The sequence below is a fragment of the Nocardioides sediminis genome, from assembly GCF_003047295.1.
In the GTDB taxonomy this organism is placed as follows: Bacteria; Actinomycetota; Actinomycetes; order Propionibacteriales; family Nocardioidaceae; genus Nocardioides; species Nocardioides sediminis.
Genome location: NZ_PZYZ01000003.1, coordinates 164266 through 177603, shown reverse-complemented (window position 1 = coordinate 177603; position 13338 = coordinate 164266). Strand labels below are relative to the sequence as shown.

Annotated in this window: 11 protein-coding genes; 5 read left to right on the top strand and 6 right to left on the bottom strand. The window is 73.6% G+C overall.

Features of this window, described 5'->3' with window-relative positions; genetic code table 11:
• Nucleotides 1-27 precede the first annotated feature (27 nt).
• Nucleotides 28-468: a nitroreductase family deazaflavin-dependent oxidoreductase gene (locus DAI17_RS09725; protein ID WP_107772725.1), complete on the top strand. Its 441-nt coding sequence runs from the start codon at nucleotides 28-30 to the stop codon at nucleotides 466-468.
• Here the strand turns inward: DAI17_RS09725 and lipB are convergent.
• Nucleotides 452-1174 carry a lipoyl(octanoyl) transferase LipB gene (gene lipB, locus DAI17_RS09720; protein ID WP_107772724.1) on the bottom strand — a complete coding sequence of 241 codons (723 nt, stop codon included), beginning with the start codon at nucleotides 1172-1174 and terminating at the stop codon, nucleotides 452-454. The two genes, DAI17_RS09725 and lipB, sit on opposite strands and share 17 nt — an antisense overlap.
• A 104-nt stretch (nucleotides 1175-1278) precedes the next feature.
• Here lipB and DAI17_RS09715 point away from each other — a divergent pair, with 104 nt between their 5' ends.
• Nucleotides 1279-1782 carry a hypothetical protein gene (locus DAI17_RS09715; protein WP_107772723.1) on the top strand — a complete coding sequence of 168 codons (504 nt, stop codon included), beginning with the start codon at nucleotides 1279-1281 and terminating at the stop codon, nucleotides 1780-1782.
• 209 nt (nucleotides 1783-1991) lie between these two features.
• Here the strand turns inward: DAI17_RS09715 and DAI17_RS09710 are convergent, their stop codons facing one another.
• The 4 genes from DAI17_RS09710 to lpdA form a co-directional block, all read right to left on the bottom strand.
• Complete coding sequence (locus DAI17_RS09710; RefSeq protein WP_107772722.1) at nucleotides 1992-2882, bottom strand: TIGR01777 family oxidoreductase; 891 nt, start codon at nucleotides 2880-2882, stop codon at nucleotides 1992-1994.
• 50 nt (nucleotides 2883-2932) lie between these two features.
• Complete coding sequence (locus tag DAI17_RS09705; RefSeq protein ID WP_234412427.1) at nucleotides 2933-6448, bottom strand: ATP-binding cassette domain-containing protein; 3516 nt, start codon at nucleotides 6446-6448, stop codon at nucleotides 2933-2935.
• Nucleotides 6449-6575: 127 nt separating this feature from the next.
• Nucleotides 6576-8504 carry a 2-oxoglutarate dehydrogenase, E2 component, dihydrolipoamide succinyltransferase gene (gene sucB, locus DAI17_RS09700; protein ID WP_107772721.1) on the bottom strand — a complete coding sequence of 643 codons (1929 nt, stop codon included), beginning with the start codon at nucleotides 8502-8504 and terminating at the stop codon, nucleotides 6576-6578.
• 57 nt (nucleotides 8505-8561) lie between these two features.
• Nucleotides 8562-9974 (bottom strand): dihydrolipoyl dehydrogenase, encoded by a 1413-nt coding sequence (gene lpdA, locus DAI17_RS09695; protein ID WP_107772720.1) that lies wholly within the window; start codon nucleotides 9972-9974, stop codon nucleotides 8562-8564.
• A 63-nt stretch (nucleotides 9975-10037) separates the two neighbouring features.
• Here lpdA and DAI17_RS09690 point away from each other — a divergent pair, with 63 nt between their 5' ends.
• Nucleotides 10038-10397, top strand: coding sequence for a hypothetical protein (locus tag DAI17_RS09690; protein ID WP_107772719.1), 360 nt, complete (start codon nucleotides 10038-10040; stop codon nucleotides 10395-10397).
• Here DAI17_RS09690 and DAI17_RS09685 read toward each other — a convergent pair whose 3' ends face one another.
• Nucleotides 10398-11921: a leucyl aminopeptidase gene (locus DAI17_RS09685; protein WP_234412426.1), complete on the bottom strand. Its 1524-nt coding sequence runs from the start codon at nucleotides 11919-11921 to the stop codon at nucleotides 10398-10400.
• A 54-nt stretch (nucleotides 11922-11975) separates the two neighbouring features.
• Between DAI17_RS09685 and gcvT the strand changes: the two genes are divergently transcribed.
• Together gcvT and DAI17_RS09675 are read left to right on the top strand one after the other, a co-directional pair.
• Nucleotides 11976-13085: a glycine cleavage system aminomethyltransferase GcvT gene (gene gcvT, locus DAI17_RS09680; protein WP_107772718.1), complete on the top strand. Its 1110-nt coding sequence runs from the start codon at nucleotides 11976-11978 to the stop codon at nucleotides 13083-13085.
• Nucleotides 13085-13336, top strand: a complete 252-nt coding sequence (locus tag DAI17_RS09675; RefSeq protein ID WP_107772717.1) for a hypothetical protein — start codon at nucleotides 13085-13087, stop codon at nucleotides 13334-13336. The genes gcvT and DAI17_RS09675 overlap by 1 nt, the downstream gene beginning before the upstream one ends.
• The last annotated feature ends 2 nt before the right edge of the window (nucleotides 13337-13338 follow it).

Genomic DNA, 13338 nt, shown 5'->3' with positions numbered 1-13338 from the left:
GACTCTGGGACAGCAAGGAGGGGCGCGATGGGGAGCCTTCGCCACGGATTCACCAGGACCGGCAACCGGATCGGTGTGTGGCTGCACCGGGTGGCGCGGGGGCGCCTGGACAGCGGCCCCGGCACGCAGGTCCTGATGGTCACCTCGCCGGGGCGGCGCACCGGGGTCCCGCGGTCGACCATGGTCCGGTTCCTCGAGCACGACGGCGGCTACGTCGTGTGGGGGAGCGGGTCGGGCTCACCCACCGATCCGGACTGGTTCCGCAACCTGCGCCGCACCGAGCGGGCCCGGATCGAGATCGGCACCCGCGGCCTCGACGTGCGGCCTCAGGTGCTCACCGGGGCCGAGCGGGACCGGGTCTGGCGCGAGGTCGTCCTCGCCCAGGTCCCCGGGGTCGCGAAGTACGAGCGGAAGGCCGGGCGCACGATCCCGGTAGCGGTGCTGAGGCCGGTCAGCGACCGGGCGTGACGAGCTCGATGCGCGGGGCGTGGGTCGGCTCGGGACGGGCCTCGTAGTCGGGCGTCGCGTCGTACGGCGTCCAGGCGAGCAGCTCGTCGAGGTGCCGGCGCACGCTCGGGAGGACGTCCTCGACGGTCACGTCGCGGCCGAGCTCGGTGGTCAGGGAGGTGACGCCGGCGTCGGAGATGCCGCACGGCACGAACCGGTCGTACCAGCCGAGGTCGACGTCGCAGTTGAGGGCGAAGCCGTGCATCGTCACGCCCCGGCTGACCCGGATGCCGAGGGCGGCGATCTTGCGCTCGGGTCCGCGGTCGTCGGCCTGCAGCCAGACGCCGCTGCGGCCGGGGACGCGGGCGGTGGTGACGCCGAAGTCGCGGCACACCAGGATCAGCGCCTCCTCGACACGGCGTACGTAGTCGACGACCTTGACGTGGTCGGGAAGCGGCACGATCGGGTAGCCGACGAGCTGGCCCGGCCCGTGGAAGGTGATCTTGCCGCCGCGGTCGACGTCGATGACGTCGGCACCGCCCGGGTCGAGCGGGCGCTCGTGCGGGTCGGTGCGCTTGCCCGCGGTGAAGACCGGCGGGTGCTCGAGGAGGAGCACCGTGGGCTCCTGCTCGCCGGCCACCACACGGGTGTGCACGTCACGCTGCAGGTCCCACGCGGCGAGGTAGTCGACGGCCTCGGGTCCCAGCCCGGCGATGTCGAAGCGCATGGTGGTCAGGGTACGCCGGGGGCCAGCCCGTCCGGTGCGGCCTGCTCCCGGCAGCCTGTGGACGAGCGCCGACGGCCCGCGCCGATCTGCGGCACGGTGGGGGAGTGGACCCGCGACGACTGCTCCCGATCCTGGCCGGCATCACGCTGCTCACCGTGCTCGGCACTGCCGCGCTGGTGGCGCTGCGACCCGAGCCGCTGGAGACCGCGCCGCCGGTCGTCGCCCCTGCGCTCGCAGGACCGCGCGCGGTGCTCGCGGACTGGGACGAGCGACGGGCCCGCGCATGGGCGTCGGGCGACGTGGACGGTCTGCGGAGCCTGTACGTCGACGGGTCGCGCAGCGGTCGTGCCGACGCCCGGATGCTCTCGTCGTACGTCGATCGCGGACTGACGGTGCGCGGCCTGCGGACCCAGGTGCTGACGATCCAGGTGCTCGACGTCTCCGCGGCGCGGGTCGAGGTGCGGGTCACCGACCGGGTGAGCGGCGCCGAGGCCGTCGACGGGGCGACGGCGATCCCGTTGCCGGCCGACCGGCCATCGACGCGACGGGTGCTGCTGAGGCTCGTGGGCGACGAGTGGCTGGTCGACGAGGTGCGAGAAGTCTCCTGACCTGCGCGGGTTGTCGGCGGGGCCGTCTCCCTGCGCACGTGCGCAGGTGTGGCGAGGCAAGAACTGCGGCGGTCGCGCGGATGCGCAGGTATGGCGGGCCAGGACTCGCGGTGGTTGCGCACGTGGGCGACCGGCGCCGACCTCGGGCAGGATCGATGGGAGGCCAGCCCCCCCGTTCGCCCTACCTGACCGAGACGAGCGGAGCGGCGTCAGGTGAGCGCGGCGGCGAGCACGGCGGTGACGTCCTCGTCCTGGAAGTCGTAGCCGGCGCGCTCGAGCGCGGCGGGCCGGGCGTTGACCGAACCCAGGAGCTCGGGGGCCATCCGCCCGCCGGCGACCTTGATGGCCAGCGACGGGGCGACGAGGAAGGAGGGTCGGCCGACCGCCTTGGCCAGGGCGCGGGTGAACTCGGCGTTGGTGGGGGTGTGCGGGCAGCACAGGTTGAAGGCCCCCGACACGTCGTCGGAGCCGGCGAGGAACGCGACCGCGGCGACCCAGTCGCGCAGCGAGATCATCGGCATGTGCTGCTTGCCGGTGCCGAGGCGCGCGCCGAGGCCGAGCTGGAAGAGGCGACGCAGCTCGCGCAGCGGCGAGGAGCGCCGGTCCATGACCGGGGCGGTGCGCAGGATGCAGACGCGGGCGCCGGCCTGCTCGGCGGGCGAGGTCGCGGACTGCCATTCCCGGGTGACCTGCGTGAGCATCGCGTCGCCGCGGGAGTCCGACGCCTCGGTCAGCACGTCGGCACCGTGGTCGCCGTAGTAGGAGATGCCGTTGCCGGCGAGGAAGGCGGGCGGACGGGGGGACGCTGCGATCGCGTCGGCCAGGGCGCGCGTGGTGACGACCCGGCTGTTGAGCACGGCGTCGGCGCGGGCCTGCGAGTGGGGGTTGCCCGCGATGCTGACGCCCGCGAGGTTGACCACGACGTCGGCCCGGTCGATGGCGGCCTGGTCGAGCTTGCCGGCGTAGGGGTCCCACGGGGACTCCAGCGAGGACTGTGCGGGGCGGCGCACCAGGTGGACGACCTCGTGGCCCTGGGTCCGGAGGTGGTGGGTCAGGTGGGTACCCAGGAAGCCGGACGCACCGGCGATCACGGCTCGCATGCCCCCACCCAAGCACGACGCCCAAGGCGTCACGGGTCACGACGTGCCCGTCAGCCGGCCAGGTGCCCCCAGCTGCGCGACAGCTCGGCCCACGTCCCCTCGTCGCGGACCCGCCCGTCGACGAGCACGACCACCCGGTCGGCCTGGGCGAGCGCGGCCGCCTTGCTGGTCGCGCCGACCACGGTGGCGCCCCCGGCTCGCAGTGACGCCCACAGCTCCACCTCCGTCGCCGCGTCGAGGGCGGAGGAGACGTCGTCGGCCAGCAGCAGCTCGGCGTCACAGGCCAGCGCACGCGCCAGGGCCAGCCGCTGCACCTGCCCGCCCGACAGCCGGACGCCGCGGTGCCCGACGAGGGCGTCGGCCCCGCCCGCCTCGTCCACGTCGCGGCCCATCCGGGCGGTCGCGAGCGCCGGCTCGACGGCGCGGTGGACGTGGTCGAGGGCGACGTTGCCGGCGAACGATCCGGAGAGGACACGCGGCACCTGTGCGACGTGCGAGACGCGTGCGGGACGGAGCTCGACCTGCGGGTCGCCGATCGGCTCGCCGTTCCACCGGACCTCGCCGGTGCTGCTGACCAGCCCGGCCAGCCCCGAGAGCAGGCTGGACTTGCCCGAGCCGACCTGCCCGAGCAGCAGCACCAGCTCGCCGCCCCGAACCGTCAGGTCGACGTCGCGGACCCCGAGGGTGCCGTCGTCGTGGACCGCGGAGAACCCGCGCAGGGACAGCTCGCGCAGCGGGTCGCGCTGCGGCGCCGCCGGAGCGGGGGCGGTGCCCTCGACCATGTCGACGCCCTCGGGCAGGTGCATGAGGTCGCCGCCACCCGCCAGGGCGCTGGTCGCCTCCATCCACGCCCGGACGCCCGGCGCCTCGGTGACCACCGAGCCGGCGACCCGGCCGAACCAGTCGAACCCGCTCACCGCGTTGGCGACGAGCAGCGCGGTCGCGAGCCCCCACTGCCCGGTCAGCAGGCCCACCCACGCGGCGACGACGCCGCACTGCACCATGACGACGGGCACGCCGTCGAGCAGGGCCTGCACGCGGTGCTCGCGGACCGCGGCGTCGACGCGCCCCGCGTCGACCTGGCGCAGGTGCTCGTGGACCGACGGCGTGGCCGCGGCAAGCTTGACGGTGCGCACCGACTCCAGCGCCGACACCAGCGAGCGGCCGAAGCCGGCCCGCGCGGCGGAGGAGGCGGCGGCCGAGCGACCCGCGACGCGCCGGCCGAACGTCGACGCACCGGCGGACGCGACCATGACGACCAGCAGCACGAGGCCCGCCAGCCACGTGCCGGCGATGAGGGCGGTGACCGCGACGATCACCAGGCCGTTGACGAAGTCGACCCAGCGGTCGGCGTAGCGGGCGAGCCGGTCGGCGTCCATGGTGCGCGCCACGACCTCGCCGGGCGGGGTGCGCTCGAGGCGACGCTGCTCGGTCTGGCCGCGGAGCACGGCGAGCCGCACCCGCAGCCGCACCGAGATCCACCACCGGGGATAGGTCCGGAACGCCTGCGAGAGCAGCAGGGGGCTGACCAGCAGCGAGACCACCAGCGCCACGGTGAGCCCCACGGGCAGTCCACCGTCCTGCAGGTCGGTCACCGCCAGGCCCCACACCCAGCCGGTCAGCGCGCCGAAGGCACCGGTGAGGGCCGAGAGGAGGAAGAGGCCCATGCCGAGCAGTCCCCACTGGGGCTCGATCATCAGGGCGCTCCACGTGGCCCGGGTGAGGCTCGGCGGCGGCGCGACGTCGGGGCGGGGCGGGGGAGTCGTGGACCGGCGGACCGAGCCGATGGTGGCGGCGTCGTGGTGGTGCTCCTCGACGACGGCCTCGTGGGCGGCGGCGCGCAGCAGGTCCCGGAAGGGCCCGTCCTCGGTGGCGAGCCGTTCACGGGGACCGCGCTGGACGACGCGTCCGGACTCGAGCACGGCGACCTGCTCGGCGCGCCGGGTGGTCGAGAGCCGGTGGGCCACCAGGATGCCCGTGCGGCCCGAGATGAGGCGGTCGGCCGCCCGGACGACGCGCGCCTCGGTGACGGGGTCCATCCGGGCCGTCGCCTCGTCGAGCACCACGACCCGCACGTCGCGCACGAGCAGCCGGGCGAAGGCGACCAGCTGCTCCTCGCCGGCGGAGAGGCTGGTGCCACCCGGCCCGAGCGTCGTGTCGAGGCCGTCGGGCAGGCCGGCGACCCACTCGGTGAGCCCGAGCTCGGCGACGGCTGCCTCGACGACCTCGCGCGGGTGCGCGCCGAAGAGGGTGATGTTGTCGGAGAGGCTGCCGGCCAGGATCTCCGTGCGCTGCGTGACCACGCCCACCGCGGCGCGCAGCTGCTGCAGGTCGAGCTCGAGGACGTCGACGCCGCCGAGGAGCACGGTGCCGGGCTCGGGCTCGGCGGCCCGAGACAGCAGCGAGGCCAGCGTCGACTTGCCGGACCCGGTGCGGCCGACCAAGGCGCACGTGTGGCCGGCCGGGACGAAGAGGTCGACGTCGCGCAGCGCGAAGGTGCCGGCGTCGTAGGAGAAGTGGAGGTCGCTGAACTCCACGTCGAGCGGTCCGTCGGGCAGGGGGAGGCCGCCGGTCGGCTCCGCCCGGGCCGCCAGCATGCCGCGCAGCCGCAGCACCGCGCCGAAGCCCTCCTGGAGGTCCGGCAGGTGGCGGGCCAGCATGTCGACCTGGCCCACGAACTGGGTGGTCACCAGGAACAGCGTGACCAGGGCCGCGGTCGACAGGTCGCCGTGCCAGACCAGCGCGATGCCCACGACGCCGGTGCCGGCCAGCACACCCGCCAGCAGGGTGCCGCTGCGTCGCGTGATGCGCGCCTCGACGGCCAGCACCGCGTCGAGCGCCCGGTGGACCGTCGCCGCGACGCGGGCGTTGCGCCGCAGCACGTAGGCCTGGCCGAGGCTGGTGCGCAGGTCGTCCCGCGCCGCCACGCCCTCCTCGGTGGCCGCCGCGTGGTCGGTCCAGGCGGCCTCCTCGACGACCTTGAGCTCGGAGACTCGGGGGAGGAGGCGTCGTACGACGAGCACGGCCGCGACCGCGGTCAGCGGGAAGAGGAAGAACGCCGGCCACCAGGTGAGCGTCGCCACGATCCAGAGCGGCCCGGAGGCCAGCAGGGTGCGGATGGCCATCCACACGCCCCAGCGCAGCAGCTGGCCGACCTCCCACGTGTCGTCGTCGATGCGGTCGAGGACCTCGCCGACGGCCTGCTCGGTGAGGTCGGCGAGGGGCTGGGACATGGCCGCGTCGAGGAGGTCGGACCGCAGCCGTCCCTCGGCCCGGTCGACGACTCCCGCCCACATCGTCTTGGCCACCGTGTCGACCAGCGCGGCGCCCACGACGCAGACCGCCAGGGCCATCGCCAGGCGCTCGGTCGGTTGCTCGGCCAGCCGTCCGGCGACGACGGAGCCGAGCGAGGTGCCGATCGCGCCCAGCAGGGACAGCGAGAAGCAGACGACCGACAGCGGCTGGCGCAGTCGGCGCCAGTCGACGGGGACCCGGCCCGGGCCTGCGTGGGGTGACACGGTCGGCTGGGTGCGGGCGGGTGCTGAGGAGGTGTCCAGGGTGCTCACGGTAGGGCAACCGTAGATCCCGGCACCGACAGCGCGCTCATGGTTTTCGAGGGCCGCACACGCGCGAGACGCCCCGCCCGGAAGGGGCGGGGCGTCTCGTGCGGTGCGTCGGGGCCGGGGCGGTCGCTCAGACCTCGAACTGGCCGGACTCGAGCCGCGCCTTGACGTCCCGGAGGAAGCGGCCGGCGTCGGCCCCGTCCACCAGGCGGTGGTCGTAGGTCAGCGACAGGTAGACCATGTGGCGCACGGCGATCGTCTCGCCCAGGTTGGGGTCGTCGATGACGACGGGACGCTTCACCACGGCACCGGGGCCGAGGATCGCCACCTGCGGCTTGTTGATGATCGGGGTGTCGAACAGCGCCCCGAAGCTGCCGAGGTTGGTGATCGTGAAGGTGCCGCCGGAGAGCTCGTCGGGACCGATCTTGTTGGTCCGAGTGCGCTCGGCGACGTCGGCGATCTTCTTGGCCAGGCCGGCGATCGAGAGGTCACCGGCGTCCTTGACGACCGGGGTGAGCAGGCCCTTCTCGGTGTCCACGGCGAACGCGATGTTCTCGCGGTCGAAGTAGGTCACCTCGCCCTTGTCGGTGTCGATGGCCGCGTTGAGCTTGGGGTGCTGCTTGAGCGTGTCGATCGCCGCCTTGGCGAAGAACGGCAGGTAGCTCAGCTTGACGCCCTCGCGGGCCAGGAAGTCGCCCTTCACCCGCTCGCGCAGCCGGGCGATGGTGGTCACGTCGACCTCCATCACCTGGGTGAGCTGGGCGGAGGTCTGCAGGGAGTCCTGCATCCGCTCGGCGATGATCTTGCGCAGCCGCGAGACCTTCTCCGTGGTGCCGCGCAGCGGCGACGGCGTACCGCTCGGGGCGGCGGCGCCACCGGCCGGTGCGGCTGCGGCGGGCGCTGCGGCCGGCGCGGCGGCGGGCTGCTGTGCCTGCTGCTGGGCCTGCTGCTGGGCGGCCGCCGCGGCGTCGAGGACGTCCTGCTTGCGGATGCGGCCGCCGACGCCGGTGCCGCTGACGGAACCGAGGTCCACGTTGTGCTGGGCGGCCATCTTGCGGACCAGGGGAGTGACGTACGCGCTCTGGTCGTCGCCGCGGGACGGCGCGGGCGCGGCCGGCTCCTGCTTCTCCTGGGCGGCCGGGGTCTCCGCGGGCTTGTCCTCGGCGGCGGTGCGCGCGGGCTCGGCCTTCTCGGAGGGTGCCTCCTCGGACGCGGCCTTCTCGGACTCGGGGGTCTCGTCGCCCTCGGGGAGCTCGCCCTTGTCCTCGGCGATCTCCTCCTCCTGCTCGGCCTTCTTCTCGGCCTCCTGCTCGTCCTTGGGCTGCGCCTCGGGCTCGGCGGAGCCGGACGCGTCCGAGGCGGACGCACCCTGGTCGCCGACCACGGCGAGCTCGGCGCCGACCTCGACGGTCTCGTCCTCCTGGACCTTGATCTCGAGCAGGGTGCCCGCGACCGGCGAGGGGATCTCGGTGTCGACCTTGTCGGTGGAGACCTCGAGCAGCGGCTCGTCGACCGCGACCTCGTCACCGACCTGCTTGAGCCAGCGGGTGACGGTGCCCTCGGTGACCGACTCGCCCAGGGCGGGCAGGGTCACCGACGTGGCGGAGCCGCCGCCGGAGCCGCCCTCGGACCCACCGCTCGACTGCTCGGCGGCCGGCTGCTCGTCGGACTTCTCCGACTCGGGGGTCTCGTCGCCCTCGGGGAGCTCGCCCTTTTCCTCGGCGATCTCCTCCTCCTGCTCGGCCTTCTTCTCGGCCTCCTGCTCGTCCTGCGGCTGCGCCTCGGGCTCCGCGGTCTCCGAGGCGTCCCCGGCGGACTCGCCCTCGTCACCGACGACGGCCAGCACGGCGCCGACCTCGACGGTGTCGTCCTCCTCGGCCTTGATCTCGAGCAGGGTGCCCGCGACCGGCGAGGGGATCTCGGTGTCGACCTTGTCGGTGGAGACCTCGAGCAGCGGCTCGTCGACCGCGACCGTGTCGCCGACCTGCTTGAGCCAGCGGGTGACGGTGCCCTCGGTGACGGACTCGCCGAGGGCGGGGAGGGTGACTTCGGAGGCCATGGGATTCCTTCGCTCGCGTTGACGTGGAGTGTTGGTGAAGCGGGGGGATGGTCTGGGTCAGGAGTGGGCGTGCAGCGCCTTGCCGGCGAGGGCCAGGTGGGCCTCGCCGAGCGCCTCGTTCTGCGTGGGATGGGCGTGGACGAGGGGTGCCACGTCGTCCGCGTGCGCCTCCCAGCTGTAGATCAGCTGGGCCTCGCCGATGAGCTCGCCGACGCGGTCGCCGACCAGGTGGATGCCCAGGACCGGCCCGTCGGTGCGGCTGACGAGCTTGACGAAGCCGGACGTGCCGAGGATCTGGCTCTTGCCGTTGCCGCCGAGGTCGTAGGTGACGGTGGTGACGTCGTCGCCGTACTTCTCGCGGGCGGTCGCCTCGTCGAGGCCGACGGACGCGATCTCCGGGTGGGAGTAGGTGACCCGCGGGATGCCCGCCTCGTCGATGGGCCGCGGGTCGAGCCCGGCGATGTCTTCGGCCACGAAGATGCCCTGCTGGAAGCCGCGGTGGGCCAGCTGCAGGCCGGGGACGATGTCACCCACGGCGTAGACGCCCTCGAGGTTGGTGCGGCAGCGCTCGTCGGCGAGCACGAAGCCGCGCTCCATGGCGACGCCCTGCTCCTCGTAGCCGAGGCCCTGGGTCGACGGCCCGCGGCCGACGGCCACGAGCAGCAGGTCGGCCTCGATGACGTCGCCGCCCTCGACCGTGACGGCGACGCCGGTCTCGGTGTGCTTGACGCTCTGGAACGGCGTGCCGGTGCGGAGGTCGATCTTGCGCTTGCGGAAGGCTCGCTCGAGCGCCTTGGACGACGCCTCGTCCTCCGCGGCGACGAGACGGGGGAGGGCCTCGACGATGGTGACCTTGGAGCCGAAGCTCGCCCACACGCTGGCGAACTCGCAGCCGATGACGCCGCCACCGAGCACGACGACGGACTCGGGGACGCGGTCGAGGCGCAGCGCGTGCTCGGAGGTGAGGACCCGCTCGCCGTCGACCTCGAGACCGGGCAGGGACTTGCTGTAGGACCCGGAGGCCAGGACGACGTGGCGGCCGGTGTAGGCGGTGTCGCCGACGGTGACGGTGCGCGGACCGGTCAGGCGGCCCTCGCCCTCGATCACGGTGATGCCCCGCGACTTGATCAGCCCGGTCAGCCCCTTGAAGAGCCGCCCGACGACCTTGTCCTTGTAGGCGTTGACCGCCGGCATGTCGATCCCGTCCAGGGTGGCGCGGACGCCGAACTGCGAGGCCTCACGCGCCGAGTCGGCGACCTCGGCTGCGTGCAGCAGCGCCTTGGTCGGGATGCAGCCCACGTGGAGGCAGGTGCCCCCGAGATCACCCTTCTCGACGAGTCCCACCGTCAGCCCGAGCTGCGCGGCCCGGAGCGCACAGGCGTAGCCGCCCGATCCCGCCCCGAGGATGAGTACGTCGAAGTCGCCCTCCGCCACCTGATGCCTTCCGCTCTCCCGTTGGGTCGGGCCCATCTTTGCACTCTTCGTGAGCCTGTCCACACCGGGTCGCTTCGCGTGGCCGGGCAGAATGGCGCCATGGGACTCTTCGACCGATTCCGTCGCTCCGGCCGCATGCGGCGCCCCGCCGCCGACGCGACCAGGACCGGTTCGACCAAGGTCCGGGCCGCCGACGGCCTCGACGTCACGCACCTGGCCGACTTCGTCAGCACGCACCGGGGGGTCGAGGGATTCGTCGAGCCGCGCACCGCGGTCAGCGACGTGACCCTGCTGCTCGTGGCCCACGACGGGGAGTGGACGCGCCGGCGGGTGCCGAGCGTGAAGTGGGCGCACGACTTCGCCAACAAGCACCACGTGCCGTCGTACGACGCCGCGGTCGTCGGCATCCCGCAGCGGATGCGTGACTACAACCGGCGCAAGAAGGCCGGCGGGTTCTGATCAGTCGGTCGCTGCCAGCGAGCGCGCGTAGGCGACCAGCGTCGTCACGCCGAAGCCGGTGGCCCCGGAGGGCACGTGGCCGTAGGGCCCGCCGCCGTTGATCTCGTTGCCGGCGATGTCCATGTGTGCCCAGGGCAGCCCGCCGGTGAACTCCCGCAGGAACGCCGAGGCGTAGAGGCCGCCGCCCCAGCGCACCCAGTCGTGCTGGAGCAGGTCGGCGACCTTGGAGGAGGTGATGCGCTCCTTCATCTCCTCCGGGATGGGCATCGGCCAGAGCTGCTCGCCGGCCGCCTCGCCCGCGTCGAGCACGGCGCGGACCGGCTCGTCGGTGCCGAGGACGGCGGCGACGCGGTCGCCGAGGGCGATCTGGAGGTGACCGGTCAGGGTGGCCACGTCGACGACGACGTCGGGCTTCTGCTCGGAGGCCATCTGGAGGGCGTCACCGAGCAGCAGCCGGCCCTCGGCGTCGGTGTTGGCGATCTCGACGGTGGTGCCGCCGTACATCGTGATCACGTCACCCGGGCGCATCGAGGAGCCCGACACCATGTTCTCCGCCATCGGGGCGTAGGTGGTGACCTTGACGGGCAGGCCGAGCTCGGCGATCGCGAAGGTGGCGGCGATGACGGCGGCCGCGCCGGCCATGTCGCCCTTCATGCCGACCATGCTGCTCGCGGGCTTGATGGTGAGGCCGCCGGAGTCGAAGGTGATGCCCTTGCCGACGAGGGCGAGGTGACGGCGGGCGCCCTTGGGGGACCACGTCAGCCGGACCATGCGCGGCTTGGCGGTCGAGCTGTTGCCGACGGCGAGCGTGCCGCCGCAGCCGAGCTCGGCCAGCTGCGCGTCGTCGAGGACCTCGAGCGTGACCTTGGGGGCGTGGCGGCCCTTGGTGAGCGACTGGTGGGCCTCGGTGACGGCGTCGGCGAACGCGGGCGGCGTCAGGTGGCCGGGCGGCTCGTTGACCCAGTCGCGGCAGGTGAGCACCGCGCGGGCCACGACCTGCGCGTCCTCGAAGGCGGTGACCGCCTCGGCCTTGCGGGCCACGGGGCTCAGCACGACGACCTCGCCGGCCGCCGTCGACTCGGGGTCGCCCGACTTGTGGCGCGTGTAGGTGTATCCGCCGAGCAGGTGTCCCTCGGTGGCGGCGGCGACCTGCTCGGGGGAGCCGGCCGGGAGGGCCAGGGCCACGGAGGCGGCGTTGGGGACGCTGCGGGCGGCGACGCCGGCCGCGCGGCGTACGGCGGTGGGCGTGACGGACCCGTCGGCACCCGCGGGGCCGAGGCCCACGAGGACGACCAGCGGGGTGCGGACGACACCGGCAGTGGGCACCTTGACGCTCTCGCCGGCCTTGCCTGTCACGCCCAGCGACGAGAGCAGCGGGCGCAGCTTGCGGCCCCACGCCTCGCCCACCTCGGCGGCCTCCTCGCACAGGACCGGGCCCTTGTCGGAGGAGAGGACGCCGACCACCACGGCGTCTGCTCGGGTCTTGGCGGGGCTGGCGCTGCGCAGCGTGTACGTCGTCGTCACCCGGGCATGCTAGGCGAGGCGTCCGACACACCGCGCTGCGGTAGGTTGCCGACCATGTCCGAGCAGACCCTCACGCAGTCTCCGCTGCACGAGGCACACGTGGCCCTGGGCGCCAAGCTCGCCGAGTTCGGCGGCTGGTCGATGTCCCTCGAGTACCCCTCCGGCGTGGTCAAGGAGCACACCGCCGTCCGCGAGGCGGTGGGCGTCTTCGACGTGAGCCACCTCGGCAAGGCGATGGTCACCGGCACCGGTGCCGCCGACTTCGTCAACGCGACGCTGTCCAACGACCTGCGCAAGATCGCGCCGGGGAAGGCGCAGTACACGCTGTGCTGCGACGAGCGGACCGGCGGGATCGTCGACGACCTCATCGCCTACTACCAGGACGACGAGCACGTCCTGCTGGTCCCCAACGCCGCCAACACCGCCGAGGTCGTTCGCCGCCTGCGCGAGGCCGCGCCGGACGGCGTTGCCGTCTCGGACCACCACCGCGACTACGCCGTGCTCGCCGTGCAGGGCCCGAAGTCCGACGAGGTCCTCGACGCGATCGGCCTGCCCACCGGGCACGACTACATGTCCTTCGTGGAGGCGCCCTTCGAGGGACCCGACGTCGTCGTGTGCCGCACCGGCTACACCGGCGAGCGCGGCTACGAGCTGATCGTCGCCAACGAGGGTGCCCTCGGGCTCTGGCAGGCGATCCTGGCCGCCGGCGCCGAGCACGGCATCCTCCCGTGCGGACTGGGCGCCCGCGACACGCTGCGCACCGAGATGGGCTACCCGCTGCACGGCCAGGACATCAGCCTCGACGTCACGCCCGTCGAGGCCGGCCTGACCTGGGCCGTCGGCTGGAAGAAGGAGACCTTCTGGGGCAAGGACGCCCTGGTCGCCGAGAAGGAGGCCGGCCCCAAGCGACGGCTGCGCGGCCTGGTCGCGGTCGGTCGCGGCATCCCGCGCCCCGGCATGGGCGTCACCCTCACCCAGGACGTGCCGCTGGCGGACATCACCTCGGGCACCTTCTCCCCGACGCTCAAGAAGGGCATCGGCCTGGCGCTGATCCCGACCATGGTCGCCGAGGACGCCGAGGTCGGCGTCGACGTGCGCGGCCGTCGCGAGATCTTCCGCCTCGTCAAGCCGCCCTTCGTCGACACGTCGGTCAAGGAGTCCTGATGCTTCCCGGCCAGCCGCCGACCTTCCGCCAGCCCAGTGCCTCCGAGCGCCCCTGGTGGTGGCGCCTCGAGGACGCCTCCGGCAACGAGGTGGCGGCCCCCGAGCACGAGGGCCAGCGGTTCGGGTCGCAGGCCGACGCCGAGTCGTGGGTGGGGGAGATCTGGGCCGAGCTCGCCGAGGCCGGTGTCGACGCCGTGACCCTCTTCGAGCACGACCGGCAGGTCTACGGACCGATGTCGCTCCACGCCTGAGC